24 protein-coding genes are annotated in these 26,705 nt (G+C 59.5%); 12 read left to right on the top strand and 12 right to left on the bottom strand.

Annotated elements, in window-relative coordinates; all coding sequences use genetic code 11:
* Positions 1 to 64 precede the first annotated feature (64 nt).
* Positions 65 to 910: a protein-L-isoaspartate O-methyltransferase family protein gene (locus AC13RC_RS30045; RefSeq protein ID WP_113352034.1), complete on the top strand. Its 846-nt coding sequence runs from the start codon at positions 65 to 67 to the stop codon at positions 908 to 910.
* 43 nt (positions 911 to 953) lie between these two features.
* On the opposite strand, the gene AC13RC_RS30050 is transcribed toward AC13RC_RS30045, so the two are convergent.
* Entirely contained in the window at positions 954 to 1,799 is an 846-nt protein-coding gene (locus tag AC13RC_RS30050) for an extensin-like domain-containing protein (protein WP_488559444.1), read from the bottom strand.
* 274 nt (positions 1,800 to 2,073) lie between these two features.
* Here AC13RC_RS30050 and AC13RC_RS30055 point away from each other — a divergent pair, with 274 nt between their 5' ends.
* Together AC13RC_RS30055 and AC13RC_RS30060 are read left to right on the top strand one after the other, a co-directional pair.
* On the top strand, positions 2,074 to 4,329 hold the full coding sequence (locus AC13RC_RS30055) for a TonB-dependent hemoglobin/transferrin/lactoferrin family receptor (RefSeq protein WP_488559445.1): 2,256 nt from the start codon (positions 2,074 to 2,076) through the stop codon (positions 4,327 to 4,329).
* A 417-nt stretch (positions 4,330 to 4,746) separates the two neighbouring features.
* Positions 4,747 to 6,270, top strand: a complete 1,524-nt coding sequence (locus tag AC13RC_RS30060; RefSeq protein ID WP_488559446.1) for an ABC-F family ATP-binding cassette domain-containing protein — start codon at positions 4,747 to 4,749, stop codon at positions 6,268 to 6,270.
* Between the two features lie 14 nt (positions 6,271 to 6,284).
* Here the strand turns inward: AC13RC_RS30060 and AC13RC_RS30065 are convergent, their stop codons facing one another.
* Complete coding sequence (locus tag AC13RC_RS30065; RefSeq protein ID WP_488559447.1) at positions 6,285 to 7,184, bottom strand: LysR family transcriptional regulator; 900 nt, start codon at positions 7,182 to 7,184, stop codon at positions 6,285 to 6,287.
* Positions 7,185 to 7,309: 125 nt separating this feature from the next.
* On the opposite strand from AC13RC_RS30065, the gene AC13RC_RS30070 reads away from it, so the two are divergent.
* The 4 genes from AC13RC_RS30070 to AC13RC_RS30085 all read left to right on the top strand — a co-directional run bounded on the left by AC13RC_RS30070 (position 7,310) and on the right by AC13RC_RS30085 (position 11,726).
* Positions 7,310 to 7,675: an antibiotic biosynthesis monooxygenase gene (locus AC13RC_RS30070; RefSeq protein WP_183812869.1), complete on the top strand. Its 366-nt coding sequence runs from the start codon at positions 7,310 to 7,312 to the stop codon at positions 7,673 to 7,675.
* A gap of 267 nt (positions 7,676 to 7,942) precedes the next feature.
* The gene (locus AC13RC_RS30075; protein ID WP_113351827.1) at positions 7,943 to 10,132 is read left to right on the top strand and encodes an anthranilate synthase; all 2,190 of its coding nucleotides are present in this window, start codon (positions 7,943 to 7,945) and stop codon (positions 10,130 to 10,132) included.
* Positions 10,133 to 10,261: 129 nt separating this feature from the next.
* A complete protein-coding gene (locus AC13RC_RS30080) occupies positions 10,262 to 10,972 on the top strand; it encodes a TIGR02117 family protein (RefSeq protein WP_488559448.1) in 711 nt (236 codons plus the stop codon).
* Positions 10,973 to 11,090: 118 nt separating this feature from the next.
* Entirely contained in the window at positions 11,091 to 11,726 is a 636-nt protein-coding gene (locus tag AC13RC_RS30085; RefSeq protein ID WP_488559449.1) for a glyoxalase superfamily protein, read from the top strand.
* A gap of 39 nt (positions 11,727 to 11,765) precedes the next feature.
* On the opposite strand, the gene bluB is transcribed toward AC13RC_RS30085, so the two are convergent.
* Both bluB and AC13RC_RS30095 read right to left on the bottom strand, forming a co-directional pair.
* Entirely contained in the window at positions 11,766 to 12,506 is a 741-nt protein-coding gene (gene bluB / locus AC13RC_RS30090) for a 5,6-dimethylbenzimidazole synthase (RefSeq protein ID WP_488559458.1), read from the bottom strand.
* Between the two features lie 194 nt (positions 12,507 to 12,700).
* A complete protein-coding gene (locus AC13RC_RS30095) occupies positions 12,701 to 13,018 on the bottom strand; it encodes a hypothetical protein (protein ID WP_162748789.1) in 318 nt (105 codons plus the stop codon).
* 347 nt (positions 13,019 to 13,365) lie between these two features.
* Between AC13RC_RS30095 and AC13RC_RS30100 the strand changes: the two genes are divergently transcribed.
* Positions 13,366 to 14,280, top strand: a complete 915-nt coding sequence (locus AC13RC_RS30100; RefSeq protein ID WP_488559450.1) for a cation diffusion facilitator family transporter — start codon at positions 13,366 to 13,368, stop codon at positions 14,278 to 14,280.
* A 1-nt stretch (position 14,281) separates the two neighbouring features.
* Positions 14,282 to 14,746, top strand: coding sequence for a preQ(1) synthase (queF, locus tag AC13RC_RS30105; protein ID WP_015340658.1), 465 nt, complete (start codon positions 14,282 to 14,284; stop codon positions 14,744 to 14,746).
* Positions 14,747 to 14,806: 60 nt separating this feature from the next.
* Here the strand turns inward: queF and AC13RC_RS30110 are convergent, their stop codons facing one another.
* Positions 14,807 to 15,619 carry a DUF2076 domain-containing protein gene (locus AC13RC_RS30110; RefSeq protein WP_113351829.1) on the bottom strand — a complete coding sequence of 271 codons (813 nt, stop codon included), beginning with the start codon at positions 15,617 to 15,619 and terminating at the stop codon, positions 14,807 to 14,809.
* A gap of 231 nt (positions 15,620 to 15,850) precedes the next feature.
* Between AC13RC_RS30110 and AC13RC_RS30115 the strand changes: the two genes are divergently transcribed.
* Positions 15,851 to 16,438 (top strand): ATP-dependent Clp protease proteolytic subunit, encoded by a 588-nt coding sequence (locus AC13RC_RS30115; protein ID WP_047632158.1) that lies wholly within the window; start codon positions 15,851 to 15,853, stop codon positions 16,436 to 16,438.
* 196 nt (positions 16,439 to 16,634) lie between these two features.
* On the opposite strand, the gene AC13RC_RS30120 is transcribed toward AC13RC_RS30115, so the two are convergent.
* Genes AC13RC_RS30120 through AC13RC_RS30130 form a run of 3 tightly spaced genes read right to left on the bottom strand, consistent with a single transcriptional unit; the run spans position 16,635 to position 18,982 of the window.
* The gene (locus AC13RC_RS30120; protein WP_113388961.1) at positions 16,635 to 17,018 is read right to left on the bottom strand and encodes a VOC family protein; all 384 of its coding nucleotides are present in this window, start codon (positions 17,016 to 17,018) and stop codon (positions 16,635 to 16,637) included.
* The gene (locus AC13RC_RS30125) at positions 16,984 to 18,174 is read right to left on the bottom strand and encodes an MFS transporter (RefSeq protein WP_488559459.1); all 1,191 of its coding nucleotides are present in this window, start codon (positions 18,172 to 18,174) and stop codon (positions 16,984 to 16,986) included. The genes AC13RC_RS30120 and AC13RC_RS30125 overlap by 35 nt, the downstream gene beginning before the upstream one ends.
* Before the next feature lie 22 nt (positions 18,175 to 18,196).
* The gene (locus AC13RC_RS30130) at positions 18,197 to 18,982 is read right to left on the bottom strand and encodes a DeoR/GlpR family DNA-binding transcription regulator (protein WP_488559451.1); all 786 of its coding nucleotides are present in this window, start codon (positions 18,980 to 18,982) and stop codon (positions 18,197 to 18,199) included.
* 198 nt (positions 18,983 to 19,180) lie between these two features.
* On the opposite strand from AC13RC_RS30130, the gene AC13RC_RS30135 reads away from it, so the two are divergent.
* Positions 19,181 to 20,365, top strand: a complete 1,185-nt coding sequence (locus AC13RC_RS30135; RefSeq protein ID WP_488559452.1) for a benzoate/H(+) symporter BenE family transporter — start codon at positions 19,181 to 19,183, stop codon at positions 20,363 to 20,365.
* A 329-nt stretch (positions 20,366 to 20,694) separates the two neighbouring features.
* Positions 20,695 to 22,401 (top strand): 2-isopropylmalate synthase, encoded by a 1,707-nt coding sequence (leuA, locus tag AC13RC_RS30140; RefSeq protein WP_145632380.1) that lies wholly within the window; start codon positions 20,695 to 20,697, stop codon positions 22,399 to 22,401.
* Between the two features lie 70 nt (positions 22,402 to 22,471).
* Here the strand turns inward: leuA and AC13RC_RS30145 are convergent, their stop codons facing one another.
* The 4 genes from AC13RC_RS30145 to AC13RC_RS30160 form a co-directional block, all read right to left on the bottom strand.
* Positions 22,472 to 24,316 (bottom strand): ABC transporter ATP-binding protein, encoded by a 1,845-nt coding sequence (locus tag AC13RC_RS30145; protein ID WP_488559453.1) that lies wholly within the window; start codon positions 24,314 to 24,316, stop codon positions 22,472 to 22,474.
* A 270-nt stretch (positions 24,317 to 24,586) separates the two neighbouring features.
* Positions 24,587 to 24,790, bottom strand: a complete 204-nt coding sequence (locus tag AC13RC_RS30150; RefSeq protein WP_113332216.1) for a hypothetical protein — start codon at positions 24,788 to 24,790, stop codon at positions 24,587 to 24,589.
* A gap of 100 nt (positions 24,791 to 24,890) precedes the next feature.
* Positions 24,891 to 25,730, bottom strand: a complete 840-nt coding sequence (locus AC13RC_RS30155; RefSeq protein ID WP_173002435.1) for an anti-sigma factor — start codon at positions 25,728 to 25,730, stop codon at positions 24,891 to 24,893.
* Positions 25,731 to 25,733: 3 nt separating this feature from the next.
* A complete protein-coding gene (locus AC13RC_RS30160; protein WP_112720912.1) occupies positions 25,734 to 26,246 on the bottom strand; it encodes an RNA polymerase sigma factor in 513 nt (170 codons plus the stop codon).
* Positions 26,247 to 26,705 lie beyond the last annotated feature (459 nt).

Consider the following 26,705-nt stretch of genomic DNA (forward strand, 5'->3'; position numbering starts at 1 on the left):
CGCCACCGGTAACAGGATCGACAACGGACACCGACATCATCGGATGGAAGAGTGGAGGCAGATCGTGACTGCAGACAGCCGTGCCAGCTTGGACGATATACGCGCCTTCCATGCGAAAATGATGGCTGCCGCCAGCAACTCGGTGGATGAAAGGCTAGAGCGGGCCTTCCGCCAGGTGCCGCGCGAAGCCTTCATGGGACCGGGGCCTTGGCAGATCGTGGTCAAGGGACGCTATCTCGAAACGCCGAGCAGCGATCCTGCCTTTCTCTATCAGAATGTTCTGGTCTCCCTGGACAGATCGAAGGGCATCAACAATGGCGAGCCGTTTCTCCATGCCGCTTTCCTGGGTGCCGTCGCGCCCAAGCCCGGCGAAACCGTCGTTCAGATCGGCACGGGGACGGGATACTACACTGCCATTCTCTCAACGCTGGTGACACCGGGTGGGCATGTCCATGCCATCGAGATCGATGAGGTATTGGCCGGCCGCACGCGAGACAATCTCACCTCCTATAAAGACGTTTCCGTCATCTGTGCCGATGCGACTTCGTTCGAGCTTCCGGATGCCGATCTGATCTATGTGAGTGCCGGCGTGGTGGCGCCGCCGAAGTCATGGCTGCAGGCGTTGCGACCCGGAGGCCGGCTCATCGTGCCCTGGCAGGCGAATGAGAGGGTCGGGCTTGCCGTCATAATTACCCGCGAGGATACCGGATTCAGCGCTCGTGCTTTGATGCCCGCCTATTTCATCCCCTGCATCGGGGCATCCGATCCCATGCAATCCGCGAAAATTCCGAATGGCGGCGAGGCTCGCTCCATTCAGTCGGTTTGGCTCACTCAGGAGCGAGCGCCGGATGAAACGGCGGTGGCGATCTATAGAGACCTATGGTTCTCGAATGCAGGCCTCGGGGTATGACGAGGTTTAAAGGTCATCGTGGGACCAGGCCCACGACGCGTTTCTAGTGGCAGTAACGAAAGCCGCCATTCCTTTCGATGACGTCGAGATGAAAATGGGTCTCGTGGGCAGCATCGCTTTCCGGGTCCAATACGGTCGTGAAATAGAGGCAGGCAGACGCACTGGCTGCACGCTGGAATGCGCCTGTCAGCGTCGGATCTTCGCGGCGTGGCTCGATTGCTATGGTCTTGCCGTTTTCGAAGGTAAAACTCGCGACATCTATGGCGTTGCCGCGGGCATGCTCGGAGATCTTGCCGGTGGAAGCATTGTTGCGCAGCCGGCAGACATAGGTCGACGCCTGATTGATCGTGACGATCTTGCCATTGTCCAATGCCGCCGCTGATGGAATGACGCTTTCCTTCATCCATTGAGCCAAAGCGAGAGCGGCTTCGCAGCGCATTTTCCCTTCGGGCTTGAATTCTATGCCCGGCAGCGGAGAGCTAAGCGCGATCGGCTTGTCGATGCCGCAGCCATTGCCATCGTCGATGCGGGCGATCTCTTTGAAAGTCGCTCCGATGGCGGTCAGCGCCTTCAGGCAGGCCTGGTGCTGATCATCCGGTTCGGAAGCGATGGTCGGGGGCGGACGGGGAGGGCCTTGCATCTGTTGGCCATTTGTCTGTTCCTCCGGCTGTGGCGCCGGCTTTTCTTCCGGTTGAGCCGTCGGCTTTTCCGCCGGAACGATAGGGCCGTCCGGTGATGCCGAGGGTTTTTCTGCCGGGATCGGCGCTTTGCCATCCGGCTGAACTTGTTCCTGATCCGGTTTTTGCTCGGGTATCGGGCCGGTCTGCGGGAGAGAGGCGGCCATGAAAAGGACGGCGGCGGAGACTAATGAAACAATTCTAAACAGCATCAAGTAATTCAGCCAATTCTAATGATGATGCCGATAGAACGCATGAGGCTGTCATTTCGTTGCAATTCAGCAACGTTCGCCTCTTGTCTTAAAAGGTGACAATTTTATTCATGATTAAGTGCGCCGAATATATTGACAATAATACTCATGTTTTTTATGTGGCAGAAAGAAGGCGGAATATTTCCGCCCGTTAACAAGATAACCTAGCCAGCCCCTTGCCTGCTTTCGACGCAGCAACCAGCCAGCCCGGTGAAGCAATTCGAAAGGAATGGTTATGGTTGTCCGGCGCTCACGCTCGGCCCTCTTGGCATGCACCGCGTTTCTCGCTCTCGGGCTGGCGACGACGTGTTTTGCGCAAACAGCCGCTCAAAATGAAGAGGCGACGGGCGAGGCCGCCAAGGGCGATCGAGTCACCAATCTGAAACCGATCGTTGTGAAGGGCAAAGGCAAGGCGAACAAGGATGTGCTTGCCGACTCTCCGACCACGAGCGAGACGACGGCCAAGGACATCGACGACCAGCAAATCACACGTATCGAGGATCTCGGCCGCAGCACCGAAGTCGGCGTCGGCTTCAACCGTACGACCGGCGGCGTCAATATTCGCGGCCTTGGCGACGACCGCGTTTTGACCACCGTCGACGGTATCCAAATTCCTTTCCTTCTTGATGCTTCACGCGGCAACGCTAGCGGCGCCAATAATGGTGGCAATGGCGGCGTCAACAGCTTCGATTTCAATGCGCTTTCGAGCGTCGATATCGTGCGCGGTGCAGATTCAAGCCGTGCCGGCTCAGGCGCTCTCGGTGGTGCCTTCGTGCTTCGCACTCTGGAGCCGGAAGATCTCATTGCGCCCGGCTCTACCTGGGGCGGCGTCTTCAAGTTCGGCTATAATGGCGACGACCGGAGCATTGGCGGTTCGGCCGCTGTTGCCAAGCGCATCGACAATACCGCCGTTCTCTTCCAGGGCGGCTACACGCATGGTCATGAGCTTGAGAACAATGGCGATGTCGGCGGCTACTCAACCAAGCGTACCCAGGCAAATCCGGCCGACTACAATCAGAGAAGCGGCCTGTTCAAGATCCGTCAATATACCGACGTCGGTACCTTCGGCATCACGGCCGAGCACTACAACAAGGATAAAACCACCGATCTGATGACCCTGCAGAGCCCGACCGGAAACTTCCGGCCTGGCAATTACAACGGGACAGACAATGTCGAGCGCAATCGCGTATCGCTCGATTACAAATATGAAGCAGAGAGCGCCGATTCCCTGCTCGATACCGCCAATGCCGTTTTCTACTGGCAGAATCTTCTGCGTGAAGGCGGTGCGGAAGGTTATCGCTATACATCCGTCATTGGCGACTATTGGCGCCGCAATGAAATGGAAGATCGCAGCATCGGCTTCGCCGGCAACGCATCGAAGTCTTTCGATACCGGCAGCCTGCATCATAAGGTCACCTTCGGTCTCGATGTCGCCTTCGACAAGGTTCACCAGTATTCGGCCGGTAAGGACAGTTGCGCACTTCCTCGCTGGCGTGCTTCATGCGCCTTCCTGCACACCAACCAGTCCGATATGCCCGATGTCGACGGCAAGCGCGTCGGCGTCTTCATCGACGACAAGATCGAGTTGGGCTCCAGCAACTTCTATCTGACGCCGGGTCTGCGCTTCGATTGGTATGATTACTTGCCGAAGAACACCGCTGCCTATCGCGACAGCGCCAACTATAATGGCCTGCCCTCCGGGCAATCCGACAGCCGCTTCTCGCCGAAGCTGCGCGCCTCCTATCAGCCGCAGGACAATCTCGAGCTCTATGCACAATGGGCGATGGCCTTCCGTGCGCCCAGCGTCAGCGAACTCTACGTCAACTACGGCGTGCCCGGCGGTTATGTCACCTACGGCAATCCCGACCTGAAGCCCGAGACCAGCAATGGCATCGAAATCGGGACGAATCTCGGCGATGACGATTTCGGCGGCCATATCGGCGCCTTCTATAACAAGTACAAGAACTTCATCGACACGCTGAATTATCGCGATCCTACTGGCACCTATCCGCTCGGGATCACTGAATACTTCAACCGCGCCAATGTCCGCATGTTCGGTATAGAGGTCAACGCGCACAAGACGTTCGACAATGGCATCCACGTCAAGGGCTCGCTTGCCTATGTCAACGGCAAGGATTCCGATACCGGCCAGTGGATCAACTCCGTCGCTCCGGCCAAGGCGGCCTTCACTGTCGGCTATGCGACCGAAGTCTGGGGAGCGGACCTGACTTTCATCACCGCGGCGCGCGAGGCGAAGAAGACAGGCGATACGCTGCAAACCCCTGCCTACGGTATCTTCGATCTCACAGCCTGGTGGGAACCGGAGCAGGTGAAGGGCCTTAGCATTCGCGGCGGCGTCTACAACATCTTCAACAAGACCTATTACGACGCTCTCAACGCACCGTCCTATAGCGGCACGCTGACCCAGCCTGCTTCCTATTATTCCGAACCCGGCCGGACCTTCAAGCTGACGCTGACGCAACGGTTCTAAGCCGTTACATCGATGCAGCAAACTTGGGCGATGCTTCGGCATCGCCTCTTTTTTGCTCTCTCGCGTGGCATCGGGCGATCTGCGCAATTGTAAATGGCAGCGTTCGATGCTATTCGAACAACGCAGTCTTTAACCGTCGAGAAAAGAGAGGAGGACCGTATGACCAAGATAGTCTGGCATATTCGCCAGTTCGGTCCGACTCGTGCCCTGCAGATGCGTTTGCAGGGCTGATCAGAGGCTGTTTCTCACTCAATCCTTCTGGTCTGCCCTTTGGGCGACGCGAGCTCGCGCATCTGTGTGGCCGCGTCATGACATGTTTTCGAGCATTGGCCTGCTTGGGCCATCGGCATCGGCATAACGTGGCAAAAGGAGCCGCCGGCGATGTCTTGAGATGCTCGATCGAGACCGGAAAAGACCATGACTCTGATCAATCTCCGCAATCTGGGCGTCACCATGAGTGCGCCGCTGTTTTCCAATCTTAACTTCACCGTCGATGCCGGTGACCGCGTCGGCATCGTCGCCGCGAATGGACGCGGGAAGACCACGCTGCTCAACTGCATCACGGGCAGGCAAGAGCCGACCACAGGTGAGATCACCCGCGCTCGGGGCTTGCGCGTCGGCTATGTCGAACAGAACGTGCCGGCGAACCTGCTGGACGTCTCCTTCTATGATGCCGTTATGCGCGCTTTGCCTCAGGAGCAAGTCGCGAGCGAGAGCTGGCGTGTCGACGTCACTCTCGATTCGCTTGATGTACCTGATGCGATGCGGGAGAGGACGTTGGCGCAGCTCAGCGGCGGCTGGCAGCGGCTTGCCATGCTTGCCCGGGTCTGGGTGACGGAACCCGACGTGCTGCTGCTCGACGAGCCGACCAACCATCTCGATCTCGCCAAGATCGCACTGCTGGAGGATTGGCTGAATGCCTTGCCGCGCGATGTGCCCGTCATCATCGCCAGCCACGACCGCGCCTTCCTCGATGCCGTCTGCAATCGAACCCTGTTCCTGCGCCAGGATCAGTCGCAAACCTATGCGCTGCCGTATAGCAGGGCGCGTGCGGCGCTGGACGAGGTCGATGCCTCGGATGAGCGCCGTTACCAAAAAGAGATGAAGACGGCGCAGCAGCTGCGCAAGCAGGCGGCCAAGCTCTACAATCTGGGCGTCAATTCCGGCAGCGATCTCCTGACGGTGAAGACGAAGCAATTGAAGGCGCGGGCCGAGAAGCTGGAGGACAGCGCGAGACCGGGCTACCGTGAGCGTTCCTCCGGCTCGATCAAGCTCGCCAATCGTGGCATCCACGCCAAGGTCCTGCTGACGCTGGAGGATGCCTCGGTGACGACGCCTGATGGTACGTTGTTATTCAAGACCGGCCAGCAGTGGATTTGTCAGGGCGACCGCATCGTGTTGCTCGGGCAGAATGGTGCCGGCAAGACGCGGTTTGTCGAGATGATCCGTAGGGCGATCGCCGATCCGTCTGCCGGCGGCCCAATCAAGCCGACGCCGTCTCTAGTGCTGGGTTACAGTGATCAGGCGCTCTCCCATCTCGGTGAAAAGGATACGCCGCTCGGCATGATCACGCGCTTGTTCGAGCTCGGCGAACAACGCGCCCGCACGCTGCTGGTCGGTGTTGGCATCGGTATCGACATGCAGGGGAAGGAGATCGGCCGTCTGTCTGGCGGGCAGAAGGCGCGGCTCGCCATGCTGGCGCTGCGGCTGACCAATCCAAACTTCTACCTGCTGGACGAGCCGACAAACCATCTGGATATCGACGGCCAGGAGGCGCTGGAGGGCGAACTGACGGCAAATGAGGCGAGCTGCCTTCTCGTCTCGCACGATCGCAGTTTCGTGCGATCGATCGGCAATCGCTTCTGGCTGATCGACCGGAAGCGATTGGTCGAAGTGGATGGGCCGGAGGAGTTCTTCGAGGCGGCGAGAGGGCAGGCGTGAGGAGGGCGGAATCCTCAGGCGGCCGACGGGTGCGAAAACAGATTGGCCGCCATAAAATCCACAAAGGCACGTATCTTCGGGGACAGGTAGCGGCTCGTGGGCCACAATACGCGAAAGATGCCTGTCTTCGCGATATGGTCTTCGAGCAGCGGCACAAGCTGGCCGTCCGCGATTTGCGTGCTGACGGCAAAGGGCGGCAGGCACGTGATGCCGAAGCCGTTTTCGGCTAGGTGGATGAGCGGTTCGATGGTGCTGGCGATCGTCGTCGTCGGCAAAGCGAGGCGCAACTCCTCCCCATTGCGCACCAGAGGCCACGGCTCCAGCTTGCCCGTGCTGGGATAGCGATGATGCAGGCATTTGTGCTGAAGCAGGTCTTCAGGTGCAAGCGGGATTCCTTCCGCTTTCAGATAGTTGGGTGCGGCGACGATTTGAAAGCGGAATGTACCGAGCTTGCGGCTCATCAGCCTCGTATCCCTGACATCGCCGGTTCGGATGACCGCATCGAATCCCTCCTCGATCACATCGACCAGCCGATCGGTAAAATCCAGATCCAGCGTGATATCGGGATAGGTGCGCATGAAGGCCGATATCGCCGGCATCAACAGCATTCCGGCCAGGGGGAGGCTGACGCGAAGGTGGCCGCGAGGAGCCGCATGCGATTTCGAAAGCTCCGCCTGAGCCGTATCCAGCTCTGAGATGATGCGCCGACAGATGTCGAGAAAGAAGCTGCCTTCTTCGGTCAAGGTCATGCTGCGGGTCGAGCGGTGAAAGAGGCGAACGCCCATCTCTCGCTCCAGGCGGGCGATTGCCTTGCCGACGGCGGAGCTCGAAAGGCCGAGCCGCCGCGCGCCCTCAGCGAAGCTGCCGCCTTCCGCCGTCTGTACGAAGATCCCAAGCGTTCCAAGCCTATCCATCACGGCTCCCGATTGCGGAACATAATTCCGATCTCATGTGAATACCGGATCATTTATCCGCTATCTCAATCCCGATATCCAGTGCCGGTGCGGCACATGAAGCCGCTTTTTCGAAAGGAACCGCAATGGATACGATTTCCGCCCATTTCACCGCCCAGCCGCAGCCGACCACCTTCATCGTCAATGTCATTCATGCTCATCCGGGCAAACAGGACGAGGCCTTCCGGCTGATTCAGGATGTCGTTCACTATGTCGCCGAACGAAAGGACGGTTTCCTCTGGAGCAATCTTGCCAAGAGCACGGACGGCCTGACGGTGGTGAACATCGAAGCCATCAAGGGCGCCGGCAATGTCAACGAATTCTTCTCCGATCCAGTTTTTGTCGAGAAATTCCGCAGGCTCGATGACGTTTCGACAAGTGAATTCCACACCTACACTGTTGGCGATCTGGTTTTGCCGAAGCTCGGCGGCGGCGAAGGCGCCAGTGTCTAAGGCGTTGTAATCGATAGCGAGCAGATGCCTCCTCTTCGTTGCCGGAAACTTTCCTTCCATCTTCCGCTTGCGCATCACGGCATCTCACGCTAACAATTCCCGCCATGAACACGTCCTTGAACAACATTGCAGTTTGGTGGTGGGCACGCTGAGGCGGCCTCGACCAATCGTGTTCAAAGACGACGAGTGAGCCGCCCGAGATTTCGAGGCGGCTTTTTTGTTATATTGGCCGCCTGTCATCCGGGCCCGACAACGGAGTGAGGAACAATGGTAACGATCCTTCGGGATGATGGTGCGGAAATCTACGAGACGAAGGGCGGTATCACTGTCACTCGGCAGCGCCGGCCGACGCCCTATGCGGATGCGGTTTCATCCTATATCGACAAGCTCGATGAGCGCCGCGGCGCCGTCTTCTCCTCCAACTACGAATATCCGGGCCGCTATACGCGTTGGGATACCGCCATCGTCGATCCGCCGCTCGGCCTGTCCTGCAACGGGCGCGATGTCTGGATCGAAGCCTATAACGAGCGCGGCGAAGTCATTCTCGGCTTCATCGCGGAGAAGCTGAAGACCGTTTCCGAGGTGGTGCTTGGCGCCTCGGCGCCGCGCCGGCTCGATCTCACGGTCAAGACGCCGGATCGTGTTTTCACCGAGGAAGAGCGCTCGAAGATGCCGACGGTCTTCACCGTACTGCGTGCCGTGACCGATCTCTTCTACTCGCAGGCGGATGCCAGCATCGGCTTCTACGGCGCCTTTGGCTACGATCTGGCCTTCCAGTTCGATGCGATCGATCTGAAGCTCAAGCGCCCGGATGACCAGCGCGACATGGTGCTCTACCTGCCGGACGAAATCCTGGTGGTGGACAACTATTCCGCCAAGGCATGGATCGATCGCTACGACTTCGCCAAGGGCGGCGTGTCGACGGAAGGCAAATCTGGAGAGATTGCGCCCGAGCCGTTCCGCCATACCGATGCCATTCCGCCGAAGAGCGATCATCGCCCCGGCGAATATGCCGAACTGGTGGTCAAGGCGAAGGAGAGCTTCCGCAAGGGCGATCTTTTCGAAGTTGTACCCGGCCAGAAGTTCATGGAGCGCTGCGAGAGCAAGCCATCAGATATTTCCAAGCGCCTGAAGGCGATCAATCCGTCGCCCTATTCCTTCTTCATCAATCTCGGAAATCAGGAATATCTCGTCGGCGCTTCGCCGGAAATGTTCGTGCGCGTTTCCGGCCGCCGCATCGAAACCTGCCCGATTTCGGGCACGATCAAGCGCGGCGACGATCCGATCGCCGATAGCGAGCAGATCCTCAAGCTCTTGAATTCCAAGAAGGATGAGTCGGAACTCACCATGTGCTCTGACGTCGACCGCAACGACAAGAGCCGCGTCTGCGAGCCGGGTTCGGTCAAGGTCATCGGCCGCCGGCAGATCGAGATGTATTCGCGCCTGATCCACACGGTCGACCATATCGAGGGACGCCTGCGCGACGACATGGACGCTTTCGACGGCTTCCTCAGCCACGCCTGGGCCGTCACCGTCACCGGCGCGCCGAAGCTCTGGGCCATGCGCTTCATCGAGAATCATGAGAAGAGCCCGCGTGCCTGGTATGGCGGCGCGATCGGCATGGTCGGTTTTAATGGCGACATGAACACCGGCCTGACGCTGCGTACCGTTCGCATCAAGGACGGCATTGCCGAGGTGCGCGCCGGCGCGACGCTGCTCAACGACTCGATCCCCGAGGAAGAAGAAGCTGAAACCGAACTGAAGGCCTCCGCCATGCTTTCCGCCATCCGTGACGCCAAGACCGGCAATTCCGGCAAACAGCAACGCGACGTCGCCTCCGTCGGCAAGGGCGTGAAGATCCTTCTCGTCGACCACGAGGACAGCTTCGTCCACACGCTTGCCAATTACTTCCGCCAGACGGGCGCGACGGTATCTACCGTGCGTACGCCGGTGCCGGAAGAGGTCTTTGACCGGCTCGATCCGGATCTCGTCGTCTTGTCGCCGGGTCCCGGCAATCCGAAGGATTTCGATTGCAAGGCGACGATCAAGAAGGCGAGGGCGCGCAACCTGCCGATCTTCGGCGTCTGCCTGGGCCTGCAGGCGTTGGCCGAAGCCTATGGCGGCGAGCTGCGCCACCTGGCGATCCCGATGCATGGCAAGCCCTCGCGCATCCGTGTGCTGGAGCCCGGCCTGGTCTTCTCCGGTCTCGGCCGCGAAGTGACCGTTGGCCGCTACCACTCGATCTTTGCCGATCCGTCGAGCCTGCCGCGCGACTTCATGATCACCGCCGAGAGCGAAGACGGCACGATCATGGGCATCGAGCATGTGAAGGAGCCGATCGCGGCCGTGCAGTTCCACCCGGAATCGATCATGACGCTCGGCGGCGATGCCGGCATGCGGATGATCGAGAATGTCGTGGCGCATCTGGCGCGGCGGGTGAAGACGAAGGCCGCCTGAGGCGAGCATTTAGAATTCTGAAGGTTGATAACCCCATGCACTCGGAAAAAGTGCATGGGGTTATTTTTATGCCTTGAAAGAGCCAACAAACCGCTGAAGAGATTGATTTGTGGTGGGGGCTTTCAGTCGGTGATCCCAAGAATATTCAAGGGCGTTTTCTTCGCCTTCCTTGCCGTCATGCTCCTCGTCGGTCTCGGCATCGTCGTGCCGCGTCCGCTCTGGCAGGAGGCACAGGCTGCGCGCAGCGAGCGTTCACAACAAATCCTCATGCTCAGCAACCCCATCCATACGGATATCGCCATTCCCGTTGATGGCGATCTCCTCACGCGTTTCGCATTCCTGCGGTCGGCCGGGCTGGATATCGGCAATCCCAACCTGCGATATCTCATTTTCGGCTGGGGCGGTCGGAGCTTCTATACGGAGACGCGGACATGGGCTGATTTGAAAGCGAGGCCCGTCTTGAAGAGCTTTGCGCTCGACCGTTCCGTCATTCATGCGGAGCTGGCGGGCGATATTCCGCTGGATGCGCCTGCGGTGACGGTCATCGACATCGATGCCGAAGGTCTTGAGCGGCTCAAGCAATTCGTTCTCGCCAGCTTTGATCGCTCCGACAGTGGTCCGATACCCCTGCCTGGCAGCAACTATGGGCCGAACGACGCGTTCTTCGAAGCGCGGGGTTATTTCAACGCGCTGATGGGATGCAATACCTGGACGGCAGCTGCGCTGAGGCAGGCGGGATTGACCTCCGGCCTCTGGACGTCATTGCCCTGGATGCTGCGAATGTCCTTGCGGCTGCATAATGACGATGAACGCTTTGGGGCAGGCCATATCTTGCCTTGAGGCGGTTTGACTTGCTTCAGGTTGTATCCTAATCTTTACGTCGTTCCTGTGGGGCACATCGGCATCGGGCCGAAAGGGCTAGGCCTGCCCGCTGATATCACTCAGCAGGAGTCTGCCCATGCCAACCCTCGATACCTATCGTAAACAAGCCAAGCTGTTGATGCGCTGGCACCGAGAGCGCGACTATTCCATTGGCGGAAGAGTGCGAATGCTTGATCGTTTCAAGGCGCTGACGGATCGCGAGATCCTGGCGATGAAGTTTCCCCTAACGCTGGCGCAGGAGATCGTTGCGGTGGAAGCGGGCCACAGGAACTGGGCGGAATTGAAGTCCGTCGCAGCGGACGCGCCGAAGATGCCCGCCGTTACAGCGGAGCCGCCGGTTTTCAAGAGCATCGTTCCCATTCTTTTCGTGCGGGATGTGGCTGCGAGTGCGGCCTTCTTCAGGAAGAAGCTCGGTTTCGCCGAGGATTTCCTGCATGGGTCGCCGCCGTTCTATGGGGCGGTGTCGCGCGACGGTATCTGGATTCACCTACGGCTCGTCTATGAGCCCTATTTTGCCGCCGCTGCGGCGAAGGAGAAATCGCTCATCCTCGCCTCTATCGAGGTCTCGAATGTCCAGGGATTGTTCGAGGAGTTCAAGCAGAGGGGTGCTGAGTTCGCACAGCCGCTGATGAAGCAAGCCTGGGGCGGCACCGATTTCCATGTGCGCGATCCGGATGGCAATGTGATCTCGTTTGTCACGTTCAGATCATAACTCTTTGATCCATCGAGGGTTGCCGCAGAGGGATGACCCTCACAGATCCTCGCAGTTTTGCCAGGCTTCTTCGAAAATGAGCTTGTCTAGCGGCAGTCGCTCGCGCCATCCCTTCACGGCGAGCTCCGGCATGTCGTAGAGCTCGTCGACATAGCCGACGCAGAGCCAGGCGACGATCTTCACATGCTCGGGTATGTCGAGGATCGCCTTGATGGCATCCTCGTGGAAGATGCTGACCCAGCCGATGCCGACGCCCTCGGCCCTTGCGGCAAGCCAGAGATTCTGGACGGCGCAGACAGTCGAATAGACATCGGTATCCGGATTGTGCGTTCGGCCGAGCACGACCGGTCCGCCACGCTTTGTGTCGCAGGTGATGCAGATGCTGAGCGGCGCCTTGCGGATGCCTTCCAGTTTTAGCCGCTGATACTGCGCGCGACGATCACCCTCGAACATCGCGCAGGCTTCCTCATTGGCCTGATGGAAGGCCTGCCATACGCGCTCACGCGTTTCTGGCTGACGGATCAGGATGAAGTTCCATGGCTGCATGAATCCGACCGACGGTGCCGAATGGGCAGCCTCGAGCAAGCGCCTGACGAGATCGTCTGGCAGGGGATCGGGCCGGAACTGGTCTCGCACGTCGCGCCGTGTCTCGATGGCGCGATAGACGGCGCTGCGTTCCAGCTCCGAAAATGCGCCGGCTGCGACCAGATGATCCGACACACTCGCGCGGGCGTCGATGATGGAAGGTGTAGCATCGGCAGTCTTTTCAGGAGCGGGCATGTTCAACCGTGATTTTCATTAGGAGGCGGCGGCGCGTCGGCCGGTGTCGCCGACTCTTGCACATCAGGCTGAAGCACAGCTTAGTGCTGGATGGCAAGCCAAACTACCAGCAAGATTTTCCACAGGCGTGCGACAATCGCGCCACCGGATGGCGAATACAGGGCGATAATTTGGTGCTAAGAGCGATGATCGACCTATACGCAGTCGACCTGCCCAGCTGCAGTGTAAGCGGCAAGATTGCATGTCACCAGTCCAAGCGTCAAAATCACCCCATGACACGCTGCCCAAAAGAGTGAATGGGCGCGCATGGTCGGCTGCGAAGCCGCTGCTGCCAGGACGGCAATGCTTGAGATGAAGATTGCGAATAATAAGATGCTTAGCGGCGGAAAATAAAGCGGAATGATCTGCCAGCAACTTGCAAAACGGTAGGGGCCAGCCGTGTTGTATGCCAGCGCGGTAAGCGCTACCCAAACGAGAGCGTGGAATAATATCTTGCGGGTTTCATCTCTCATTCTCAGTTTTTATCCGTCTATATTCTTTTATTACTAACCTACTGCATTAGATGGATATCAACTTCAAGTTTCAAAAAATGGTATTTCTATCATGGTGTGCTTCAGTGGCCGGACGGGGCTGACTGAAACTGAATGGGCGATCTAGTCACGTTTTGCTTGTTCTGTTCAGCAACGGCCATTTTTGATGTGAGAGCGAAACATCGCCTTTGACAAACTTGGCGTCGTGATCCATATGAGCCGTTAATGAGCCGCCTGCGCGAAAATTCGCGCGGGCGGTTTTGCATTTCAACGGCGCCTTTTTTGCAATTCATTCGCATAAGCAGGCGTGGGGACATTTGGAGATGGGCATGAGCAGTCAAGGAAACGATACGATCAGGCGGCTTGCCCTCTGGGGCATTCCGCTGTCGCTCGGCGTCATGGCGCTGAAGATGCTGGCCTGGTGGCTGACGGGCTCGGTGGCGCTTCTGTCCGATGGACTTGAATCGCTCGTCAATGTTGTTGCCGCCTTCATCGCCTTCTTCGTCATCCGTTATGCCCAGAAGCCGGCTGATCACGATCATCCCTTCGGGCATCACAAGGCGGAATATCTTTCCGCCGTTACCGAAGGCGTGATGATCGTCGTTGCAGCGCTGATGATCGTGCAGGAGGCGATCGGCCATCTCGCCGATCCGCAGCCCATGCAGGCGCCGGTGCTCGGTCTCGCGATCAACTTTGTCGCCGGCGTCATCAACGGTATCTGGGCTCTGACGCTGATCCGGGCCGGCCGGACATATCGCTCGCCGGCATTGACGGCGGACGGCCAGCACATCATGTCGGATGTCTATACCTCGATCGGTGTCCTTATCGGGCTGTTGCTGGCGCTTGGCACCGGGCATCCGATCTTCGACCCCGTGCTTGCCATTCTCGTTGCCATCAACATTCTTTACCAGGGCTGGAAGGTCATCTCCACTTCGATCGACGGGCTTATGGATAAGGCCGTTCTGCCGGAAGAGGAGAATGTCATCAAGGATGCGATTGCCAGGAATGCCGAGGGTTCGCTCGGCGTACATGATCTGAAGACGCGCAGGGCAGGGGCCGTGACCTTCGTCGATTTCCATATGGTCGTACCCGCCGCCATGCCGGTGCGGGAGGCACATCGAATCTGCGACCGCCTTGAAGATGCCATACGGGCGATCCATGCGGGCGCCGAAATAACCATTCACGTGGAGCCGGAGGGTGAAAAAGCCCATGGTATCCGCGTCAAAGTGATCAAGGAGACCTGAGATGCCAAAGACCGATGTGTCCGGCCTGTCGATGCTCGGCAACCAGACAGAAACCGCCAGCAATCCGGAAGAGGCGGTTCTGGAGAAAGTGCCGTCCGGCCATGCCGGTACCGATTATGTCGTGCGCTTCACCGCGCCCGAATTCACCTCGCTGTGCCCGATGACCGGACAACCGGATTTCGCCCATATCGTCATCGACTACATTCCCAATGAATGGCTAGTGGAATCGAAGTCGCTGAAGCTCTTCCTGCATTCCTTCCGCAATCACGGCGCATTCCACGAGGATTGCTCGATCTATATCGCCAAGCGCCTGGTGGATCTGCTGCAGCCGAAGTGGCTGCGCATCGGCGCGTATTGGTATCCGCGCGGCGGCATTCCGATCGACGTCTTCTGGCAGACCGGCAAGCCGCCGGAGGGTGTGTGGCTGCCGGATCAGGGTGTGCAGCCCTATCGTGGCCGAGGCTGAATGAAAAAAGCCGCCATCCGGGGATGGCGGCTTTTCAGCTAGATTCGATGCGGCTGCTGCTCAGGCGAATGAGTTGTCGTCGCCATCGTCATAGGACGAGTCGTCATAATCATCGTCCTGAGCGTCTTGGGCAGCGTCCTGGGCGTAATCGGCCGCGCTCTGATCATTCTGATCGCTATTGTCGTCATTGCCGAAATAGTTGTTATTGATGATCGTTTCCTGCACCGGCTGTTCGGCTGCATTGGCTGCCGTGCCTCCGAAAAGGCCACTGCCGGCATTGCCGCCGAAGAGGCCGCCGCCAGTTCCGCCCAGATGCGGGCTGAAGAGGCTGGAGAGCGATTCCGCCAGCATCACGCCACCGGCAACGCCAGCGGCCGTGCCGAGGGCGCCGCGCAGAAAGCTGCCGCCGGCCGAAGGCGCGGCTGCCTGCTGGCTCCATGGGCCGGATGGCTGTGGTTGCGGCTGGCCGGCCCAAGGGCCGGGCTGAGGCGCATTGCGAGCATAGTCGTCATAGAGACGACCCTGCTGCTGCGGGCTGGTTGCCTGCGGCGCCGGCGCACGCTGCTGCTGGCCGCCGCCGAAGAGCGAGCCGATTCCGCCGAGGAAACCGCCGCTCTGGCCCTGCGGGTGATTGTCGGCGCCCTGCTGCTCGAGTTCGTGCACGCGTGCTTCGAGCTGCTGGATGCGATCGGCAGCCGCCTTCATGCCCTGTTCCTGCATGATGACGGCCTGCGCTAGGAAATAGGGCGCATAGGGTTGGTCGCGGACCGCCTGGTTGATGAAGGCCTCCGCATCGGCGTCGCGCTGCGTGCTGGCCGCACCGCGCACGCGATCGAAGAGAGAGGCGAGCAATTGACGTTCTTCTGGCGACATGATGGCCTCCTTGGCTATCTGTGCTGCAAATTCTGGGCGCGATCTCTGACCGCGCTGACCTGACGTAGGATCAAATCTCGGCTTTTCAAAGCCATTCAAGTTACATTTCGGTAATCCGCAACCATAACACCATGTTGTCAGTCGCTATTCCCGCCTTGTCTTTTTCCGGCATTGTTTTACGCATTGAGTCGCACTATGTGCGGTGAACGACGCATCATGCTGGAGAGTTGAATGAACGACGAAGACGAACAGGAAGACAAGAAGACCGAGCAGCCCTTGGGCAAGGACGCGGAGGCGAATCTTTTCAAGTCGCGTTCGATCTTCATCTATGGCGGCATCACGCAGGAACTGGCGCAGAAGGTCTGCTCCCAGCTCGTGGCGCTTTCCGCCGCCAGCGACGATGACATCCGCATCTATGTGAATTCGCCCGGCGGTCACGTCGAGTCTGGCGATTCCATCCACGACATGATCAAGTTTATCAAGCCAAAGGTTTGGATGATCGGTACGGGCTGGGTCGCCTCCGCCGGAGCGCTGATTTACGTCTCCGCTCCCAAGGAGCGCCGTATTTGCCTGCCTAACACGCGTTTCCTGCTGCACCAACCGTCCGGTGGCACACGCGGCATGGCCTCCGACATCGAGATCCAGGCACGCGAGATCATCAAGATGAACGAGCGCCTGAACAAAATCTTCTCGGAAGCCACCGGTCAGCCGGTCGAGCGCATCGCCAAGGATACCGACCGAGACTACTGGCTCTCTGCCGAGGAAGCCAAGGCTTACGGTTTGGTCTCGCGCATCGTGACCTCGCAGGCGGAAATCTGATCTAGCGGGTTTTTCCGATTGAATTGAGCGCCCTCGCTTGCCGGAAGGCCGGCGGGGGCGTTTTGCGATGAATAGGCTTTGATCAAAAGCCAAAAGCTGGCGGCAGAAATCTCTGCCGCCAGCCTTCACCGCTCGGGAGGTTGCAACGTTTCCGGGAGCGGCGAACTCGAAAGCGCAACTACAGACCGAGCGTGTCCTATATGGTAATCTCCACCGGCGTTCCGTCCGGCATGGTGATGACAGCCTCATAGAAGCCGTCGCCGGTGGTGCGTGGTGCGGATTTCAGGCGATCATCCGCCTTGCATCGTTCAGCCAGCGCATCGACGGCAGCTTTGCTGCCGAGGGATATGGCAATATGGTCCCAGCCGATGCGTTCGCTGTGCGGGTCGGGAGAAAGCCAGGGGCCGGTCATCAGTTCGATCTGGTCGTCGCTTTCCGGCAAGGAAATGAAGCGGGAGACGAAGCCAGGCCGTCGCTGGCTTCGATAGGGTTCACCGACGGTTGCGCCGAAATAAGTCTCCCAGAAATTCGCGGCGGCATCGAGATCATGCGTCCATAGAGCGGTATGAGCGATCCGCATCTGTCTCTCCCTGTGCCTGTTCGTGATTGCGGGTAACGATGCTGGCGCAGAGAGGTGCGACGCAAAGGAGTGCGGCGAGCATCCAGAAGGCGCCGGGCAGGCCGAGATGATCCGCCGCGAAACCGACGCCGGCGGGGCCGACGAGCACGCCCGCATATCCGGTCATGGTGATGGCCGCGACGGCCAGGCCGGCCGGCATGACCTTCTGCGAACCGCCTTTGCGGAAGAGCACCGGGACGATGTTGGAGGCGCCAAGCCCGATCAGGAGGAAACCGCTCATGGCGAGGATCGCGATCGGGCTGAGAAGGAGGACGCCAAAGCCTACGACCGCAATCGCGCCACCCCATAGCATGATTGCCCTGTCACCGACCCTTGCAGTAATGGCATCGCCGCTCAGGCGGCCCACCGTCATCGCAATGGCAAACAGCATGTAGCCGAGGCCGCCATGACTGGTATCGACCTGGCCCTGCGTGGTAAGCAGCAGAGCACTCCAATCGAGGATCGCGCCTTCGACGAGGAAGGTGATTGCTGCCAGCGCGGCCAGCAGCAACACGACGCCGCGTGGCATGACGAAAAGCGGCGCGTCCTCCGCGGGGACGGTTCGCAGCAGACGGGGCCATGCGACGATCACGGCGATCACCATCACAGCCGAGCTTAGAAGCGTTGCGGCAAGGGGACCGGCCTTCACGGATAGGAGCAGGGTGACGAGCAGGGAGCCGATGAAGCCGCCTATGCTGAATAAGGCATGGAAGCCGGACATCAGTGGCCGGTCCGCGCCTTTCTCCACTTCGACGGCATGAATGTTCATGGCGACATCGAGCGATCCAAGGCAGGCGCCGAACGCCGCCAGCGCAAGGCCGAGGGTGAACGGCGTGCTCGCTACGGCTAAGGCTGGCAAGAGAAGTGCGAGGCCGAGACCGCCCGCGATGATGATCGGCTTGCTGCCATATCGCGCGCTCAACATGCCGGTCGCCAGCATTGCCGCCACCGAACCGAGGCCAAGGCAAAGCAATAGCATGCCCAGCACGCCATCATCGACGCCGAGGCGATCCTTGGCAAAGGGGACGAGGGGAGCCCAGCAGGCGAGGGCAAAGCCTCCAACCAGAAAAGCAAGTCGTGTTGCCAGCCGGGTTTCCGGCCGATCCGTGGATTGCATGGTCATTTCTTATCTTTCGAAATCAGGAGGATGACGTGACGTAGCTTGCCTTCACGAGCGAGAAGCCGGCGTCGGCGGCCGCCTTTTCGTCAGCGACAGGCAGGTCATCCTCGACAACAAGCCAATCGATATCGTCGGCGCCGCCGATGCGGTGCGGCGCGCGTTCGTGAAACTTCTCCGAGGTAATCAACGCGATCCGTGCTGCGCTTCTCCTGAGCAGTGTCCGCTTGAAGATCGCATCTGCATGTTCGTACACGCTGATGCCGTTTCTTGCCGAAACGGCGCAGACGCCCAGGAAGCAGCGATCGATGTTCATGGCTTCGATGGCCGCAACGGCCGACGCGTCGACGCTGCCGCCAACGACGGGATCGACCGCGCCACCGATCAGGACGAGCGGAATATCGCCTCGCTTCATGACGGTGCTGGCGATATCGATGGAGTTCGTTGCGATCGTCACGTCCAGGTTCTTCGGCAGAAGATCGACCATTGCGAGATTGGTGCTGCCGCTGTCGAAAAACAGGAATTCGCCCGGTTCGATCATTGCGACGGCCGCCTTGGCCAGGGCTCTCTTGCGACCGGATTCCTGGCCGACGCGTACGGCCATCGGCTGCGACGGCGTCAGGAGAGGGAGAGCGCCGCCGTAGACGCGGCGGCATTTGCCCTCTGCGGCAAGTGCCCGCAGATCGCGGCGCACGGCATCTTCGGACACGTTGAATTCGGCGGCCAGAGATGCGGCAACGATCTGCCGGCCCTCTGCAAGCCGCGCTTCGATGACGTCCCGACGGGACAATGGGAGTGAATTGCTCATAAATTTGCATTAATGTGCATAAATAAGAGAGTCAATATGCACGTTTATACACGATGCGACTCGCCTACGATATATTCCGCGAGTGATTTGCTGAGCGACCCTGTCATTTCGCGCGAAAGCAGCACTTGCACGTCCGATGCTTGTAATGCTCCATGCGCGTTCCATCGATCCTCATGCGCTCTTCGAGTCTCTATCGCCATGCTCAAAGATTTCTCCGTTCAAAGCCTGTTCATGGGTTGCCTCACGGCCTTCGTCGGCTTTGCCAGTTCCTTCGCCGTCGTCTTTCATGGCTTGCAGGTGGTCGGCGCGTCGGATGCGCAGGCGGCATCCGGTCTGACGGCGCTTTCGGTTGCGATGGGTCTATGCGCGATCGTGCTCAGCATGGTGACGAGACTGCCGATAAGCATTGCCTGGTCGACGCCGGGAGCCGCGCTGCTGGCGAGCGCCGGAGCCATCGAGGGCGGCTTCCCGGTGGCTGTCGGTGCATTTTTCATTTGCGGCATATTGATCGTCATTGCCGGGCTTTTTCGGCCTTTTGGCCGGGCGGTCGCATCCATCCCGGCGCCGCTTGCCAATGCCATGCTGGCCGGCGTGCTGCTCGGCCTCTGCTTTGCGCCCGTCAAGGCGATCGCCTTCAATCCTGCCTTCGGTTTGCCGATCATCCTAGCCTGGATCGTCGTTGGGTCGTTCAAGCGGCTATGGGCGGTGCCGGCGGCGCTTGCGGCCTTTGCCTTGGTGCTGGCCTTCGGCGTGAAGATACCGGATGGTGCCTTCGCCTCGCTCGAGCATTCGCTGTTGCCTACCGTCGAATTCGTGAAGCCGGTCTTTACGCTTGCCGGTATCGTGTCCATCGCGCTGCCGCTGTTCATCGTGACGATGGCATCGCAGAACATTCCCGGTATCGCCGTGCTCAAGGTGCATGATTACGAGCCGAAACCGGGTCCGCTGTTTGCCGTGACCGGCGTGTTCTCGCTGCTCGCTGTCCCGTTTGGCGGCCATGCCGTCAATCTTGCGGCAATCACCGCGGCGATGTGTGCCGGGCAGGACGCTCATGCTGATCCCGGGCGGCGCTACTGGGCGGCGATTGTCGCCGGGATCGGCTATGTGATCCTCGGATTGCTGGCGAGTGCCGTGACGGCTTTCGTGGCGCTGGCGCCGCCGATTCTGATCGAGGCGGTGGCCGGCCTGGCGTTAGTCGGTGCGCTCTCCAATTCCGCCTTGAACGCCTTCCAGCAGCCGGAATCGCGCGAGGCCGCCGCCATCACGTTTCTGGTGACGGCATCGGGCGTTTCCTTCGGCGGCATTTCCGGCGCCTTCTGGGGGCTGATCGCCGGCGGGCTGATGTTGGCGCTGTCGCGCTGCGTGCAAATGCTGAAGAAGTAGGCGAGGGCTTGCTTCTTTCTTGTCCGGCGGCTATAAGCGCGGCCATGAAGCTGACCGGCGCAAAGATTTCCGAACAGATTGCACGTGGGCGTATTGCCCTGCGTGACAATACGCGCGCCCTTACCTCGCTTCTCCTCCTCGGCCTTACGCGCGGTTGCCGGGTCCTTTGAGGAGCGCCCGGCGGCCGAAAAGCCCGCTGGCCATCGCTCCTCGCGACTTACCCTAAAATCGACAGCTTACCCCGCAAAGGGTCCGTATTTATCATCGCCAAGCCGCATCCGATCGGCTAAGACGCGGGATAAAATGACGGGAAAGGAAGAGACGAAACCATGGACGCGAACAGCCATTCCCCCAAAGGCATGCCCGAAGCAGCGGTGAAATACCGCGCCTATCCGCAAATCAATATTCCCGACCGGACCTGGCCGTCCAAGGTGATCACCAAGGCGCCGATCTGGTGTTCGGTCGATCTGCGCGACGGCAATCAGGCGCTTGTCGATCCGATGGGTCACGACCGCAAGGCACGCATGTTCCAGTTGTTGCTGGATATGGGTTTCAAGGAAATCGAGATCGGCTTCCCCTCGGCTTCGCAGACCGACTTCGACTTTGCCCGCTGGTGCATCGAACAGGGCAGTGTGCCTGCCGATGTGTCGCTGCAGGTTCTCGTCCAGTGCCGCCCGGAATTGATTACCCGCACCTTCGAAGCGCTGGAAGGCGCCAACAAGCCGATCGTGCATTTCTACAATTCCACCAGCGAATTGCAGCGCCGCGTCGTATTTGCCAAGGACGTGCAGGGCATCAAGCAGATCGCCGTCGACGCGGCCAAGATGATCACCGACATGGCGGCGAAGGCCGGCGGCGGCTATCGCTTCGAATATTCGCCGGAGAGCTTCACCGGCACCGAGCTGGATGTGGCGTTGGAAATCTGCAACGCCGTTATCGACGTTGTGAAGCCGACGCCTGATAACAAGCTGATCATCAATCTGCCGTCGACCGTCGAAATGGCGACGCCGAACATCTATGCCGACCAGATCGAATGGATGTGCCGCAATCTCGATAACAGAGAAAACCTGATCATTTCGCTGCATCCGCACAATGACCGCGGGACGGGTATTGCCGCTGCCGAGCTGGCATTGATGGCCGGCGCCGATCGTGTGGAAGGCACGCTGTTCGGAAATGGCGAGCGCACCGGCAATGTCGATGTCGTGACCATGGCGTTGAACATGTTCACGCAGGGCGTCGATCCGGAGCTGGATTGCTCCAACATCGAGCGCATGAAGGAAGTTTACGAATATTCCAATCAGATGGCGATCGGTGAGCGTCATCCTTATGTCGGCGAGCTGGTCTATACCGCCTTCTCCGGTTCGCATCAGGATGCGATCAACAAGGGGATGAAGGCCGCCAAAGTCGCCAACGATCCGGTTTGGGAAGTGCCCTATCTGCCGATCGATCCGCAGGATGTCGGCCGTACCTATGAGGCGATCATCCGCATCAACTCGCAGTCCGGCAAGGGCGGCATCGCCTATATCATGCAGCAGGATTACGGGCTGAATCTGCCGCGCAACCTGCAGGTGGAATATCGCGAGGAAATCCAGCGCATCACCGACGAGGAAGGCAAGGAATTGCCCTCCAAGCGCATCTACGAGCATTTTATCGAACGCTATGTCACGCAGCCCGAAGCACGGCTCCGCTTCGTCGACCACCACACCTTCGCCGATCCCGAGCACAAGGGACAGCGTATCGTCGCGGCCGAAATCACCGACAAGGGCGAGGTAAAGCGTATCGAAGGGCGCGGCAACGGCCCGATCGATGGCTTCATCAACGCGCTTTCCATCTATCTCGGCATTCCGATGTCGGTCGAGGATTACTCCGAGCATTCGCTCCAGCACGGCTCGAACGCCTCGGCGATCTCCTATGTCGAGATCTCCTATCCGGGCGGCAAGCTTTTCGGTGCCGGTATCAACACCAATATCGTCGCTGCGTCCCTCGAGGCGATTGTCTCGGCGGCGAACCGCGTGCTTGCCATCAAGTCGGCATAAGGCTCAAGCCTGGTTGCAGCTCTGATTTGAAAGGCCCCCTCGTTTTCGAGGGGGCCACTTTTATTGCACATCAGTCGGCTGGCGGTTCGTCGCCTTCGATGAAGCCGCCGGATTGGTGCGACCACAGCGTTGCGTAGATGCCGTTCCGGGCGATCAGCTCCGCATGCGTGCCGTCCTCGACGATGCGGCCGTGGTCGAGCACGACGATGCGGTCCATGCGCGCGATGGTCGAGAGGCGGTGCGCGATGGCGATCACGGTCTTGTCTTCCATGATGCCGTAGAGCGTATCCTGGATTTCGGCTTCGACTTCCGAATCGAGGGCAGATGTTGCCTCGTCGAGCACCAGGATCGGGGCATCCTTCAGGATAGCGCGCGCAATCGCGACGCGCTGCCGCTGACCGCCGGAAAGCTGGACGCCACGTTCGCCGGCATGCGCATCGAAACCGATTCTTCCTTCCTGATCCCTGAGGCCTGCGATGAAATCGCTGGCCGCAGCCTTCTCTGCCGCGGCGAGAACCGCATCCTCCGAAAAGCTGGGATTGCCATGGGCGATGTTATCACGGATGGAGCGGTGAAGGAGCGACGCTTCCTGGCCGACCACCGCAATCTGCCGGCGCAAGCTATCTTGCGTCACCTGCCGAATATCCTGGCCATCTATTTCGATGATGCCGGCTTCCGGATCGAAGAAGCGCAGCAGTAGGTTGACTAAGGTCGATTTGCCGGTGCCGGAGCGACCGACAAGGCCGACTTTCTGGCCTGCCGCAATTCGAAGCGAAATGCCGTCCAGCCCGCCGTTTCCCTTGCCGTAGTGGTGCGCGACCTGCCGGAAGACGATCTCGCCCTTGGTGACGGCAAGCGGCTTGGCGTTCGGCGCATCGGTAATGGCAAGCGGCTGCGAGACGGTCAGCAGTGACTGCCGCATGGCGCCGAGATGGGCAAAAAGCGACGATACTGCATCCAGCATCCATTCGGCCATGCCGGTGATGCGGAAGCTCAGCGCCAGGGATGCGGCGATCAGCCCGAGTGGTGCGCCGCCGGACTGCCAGAGGACGACCGCATAGCCGACAAGTGTGACAATGAGGAAGCTGCCAAGGAACAGCATGCTCGAATTGACCAGCACTTCCAATCTCTGCACCCGGACGAATGTTTCGCGGGCTTGAGAGAAACGACGACGGGCCTCCTTATCCTCCGCCCTTGCATCGGCAAAAAGCTTGATGAGGTCGATATTGGCATAGCTGTCCACCAGCATGCCCGTCAGCTCGGCATAGGCTCCCTGGTATTGCGCGGAAGCCTTCTGCAGGCGAGGGATGACATAGGCCATCAGTGCGAGATAGCAGAACAGCCACACCGCCAGGGGCCAGATGAGGCGCGGGTCGATCGAGGCCATCAGCCACAGCGAGCCGGCCACATAGATGGTGACAAAGGAGAGCGTATGCAGGACCTGATAGGCCGCGCCCGTTGCTGCCGTGCCAATGTCGCGCACCTGGCTGGCGATTCGACCGGAAAAGTCCTGACGGAACCAGCCGACCGATTGCCGAAGGACATGACGGTGAGCCCGCCAGCGGAACAGCGTCTCGGCATTCGGCCGGAACGCGATGTCATCCAGGCTTTCGCGGAGATAGCCGGCAAAAGGCCGTCCGATCAGGACGAGGACGGCCGCGGCGAGCAGGCCGAATCCTTCGGATGCCCATAAATCCTCGCGCCGGGCGGCGGCGAGATCGTCCACCAGCCGGCTCGAATAGCCGATAAGCCAGATCTCGATGATGGCGCCGATCACGGTCAGTCCAAGGCTGATTGCCATGACCGTGCGAAACGGGCGGAGATTGGTTAGGAAATAGCGCCAGGCCTTGGGTGATGGGTGGGGCTCGTCATGATCCTGAAACGGATCGACAAGCTCTTCGAAGCGACGAAACATGAGTGCCCTCCACGGGCGAAAGATAGCAATCTGATGGTCGGGCCGATAAAGCAGCCCTTCACGGCACTGCCTTTCAGCGGTGGTTTCCTGTGCCGTGATTTTTCATCAGAGTGCTCTCCTCATTGGTCGCTGCAACCTCTATAGCGTGTATCCGCGCCGATGTCAGCAGCAATTGTATCGCGATCGTTCGACATAGAAGGGCGAGTGCCGTTCTTTCCACGCCTCGCGTCGAACTCGTCCGAGCATATGTGCTTCAATGGTGAGTTTTGCTCAGGCCTTGCCTTTGGCAAGCTCATCGCGCTGCTTCGTCAGACGCTCGAGCTCTTCTTCCTGCTCGGCTATCCGCTCAGATGTCCGTTCTTCGTCGGCGGCGCCGGAAAAGGCTGCTGCCTGCTCGATCAGTTCGCGAAGGTTTTCCTTTATCGCCGCGATACGCCTGTCGATTTCAGGAATGGTCAGCAGAACGTCGGACATGTCGAAACTCCAGCAAGACTATCGGGCTCATGCGGTTGTCGCCGCCCATTATCCATCGGCCGGCCGGCAGCCGCAAGGCGCAAAACGGATGGGATATCAGTCAGATTTCCGAGGATACCCGATTGGCGATCTGATCGAGCATTGCATCCGAGGAGGGACCGACGACCGCATAGGTGGTGCCGTTGCGGTGCCAGGACACGATGCTGATATCGTCCTTGATGGTTTCGCTGAAATCGTCGTCGGCAACGCCGTCCGTCTTGGTAAAGCAGATGGCGACGACATCACCATCGAGGTTCTTGTAGATCAGCTGGCCGACTGGCTTGCCGGCTGCGATGGACATGCGCGCGCCTTGGAAGACGAGACCATCGGCAGCAAGGTCCGGAAAATTGAATTTGACGCCGACCGTGCTCGCCAGCCACTTGGCGATCTCATCCAGCTGGCTTGCCTGCAGCTCGACCATACGCTGCGGCTGGCGCGAATAGATGCGGTGATAGGCGGCGATATCATCCAGCCAGTTGCGTGTCATAGCCTGTGTCGGGGTTGGCGGAGGACTCGCCGGGACGTCAGCGGGCTGCATGCCGAAAAGATAACCGATGCCGCCGCCGACGGCGAACAGGATGAGAGCCGCGGCCAGCGATTGCTTGCCCGTGGGCGCCAATTTCAATGATTGCCGGGTGAGACGGGGAGAGGGATCTCGGGTTTTCGGAGGCTGGGCGCTCTTGATGGAGCGAACGAGCGCCAGCGGCACCGGCTCCTTCAAAACCTCGTCAAAAGCCTTGCGGCCAACATCGGAGCCATGCTTCAGCTCATCGAAAATACGCCGCGCGTTCGGATCCGAGGCGATGAGCTTTTCCAACTCTTCTTTTTCTTCGCGGCTCGTCTCGCCATCCATGAAGGCGGACAAGCGGATTTCGAGCGGCGTTTTCTTCATGTCCTGCAATGCTTAAAACCTTCGAGGCGAGCGACTATGACCCTGGGAGGCAAGGTAAAGGCGTGCGCTGGAGAGCCTTGACATCACTGCCGACAAAGGGATGCCGAGGACGTCGGCAGCCTGCTTGTAGCTGTGCCCTTCGACGTCGACCAGCAGGAAGACACTGGCAAGTCCTTCTGGCAAAGATGTGACGAGACGATGCGCTTCGCCGGCTTCTACAAGATTTAAATGGGTGCCGGATATCGGCTCGCCCTGTTCCAGTGCACTGCCCTTTGCGGCGGGGCGTAGTTTGTGGCGTCGCGCTTCATCGACCCATTGATGCCGGGCCATCGTATAGAGCCAGCTTTCCAGCTTGCCGCCGCTGTTCCAGAGATGGAACTTGGCTATGCCGCGCTGACAGACGTTTTGAACAAGCTCGTCCGCCTCGGCGAGATCGCCGGTCAGCGTCACCGCAAAGCGGCGAAGCTTCGGAAGAAGGCCGACCAGATCGCGTCTGATATCAGTGGCTGCTACCGGCGTTGGCATGATCGTTCCAGGAAGGCGTTGGAGGTTGTTACATCGACAATCTGCTTCCGCGATGGACAGCCTTCCCCGTAAGAAAGGTGATGCGAGCGGAATAATTGTCCTGTGCTGGTATGAACCATTTCCGTGCCGTTTCGCAAGTCTTCAAAAGCACCCGCGCGTTTGACTGTCACTCTTACCGCAGTAATCCCACAATGTGTCAGCCGGTCTTGTCCCGGCGCTGGCCTGAGCCCTCCAAGAAGCCGCAACCCACGGGATACAGGCTCCGAAAACCGGCATGCGGTGCTCCTTGTCACGACCTCAAAATCCATCCCGCATTTCAGGATTCCAATGCTTCGATTGTAGCTCCGTATCTTAGAAAACGCTACCGAAACGATGCGCACGATGACGCTAAAAGGCTCACCATGTCGCGAGAATATCGAAGCCTTCGGGGTCGACGCCGCTGCCGTTGTCGCTGAGGCT

This window comes from Martinezella sp. CNPSo 3890, assembly GCF_057784455.1.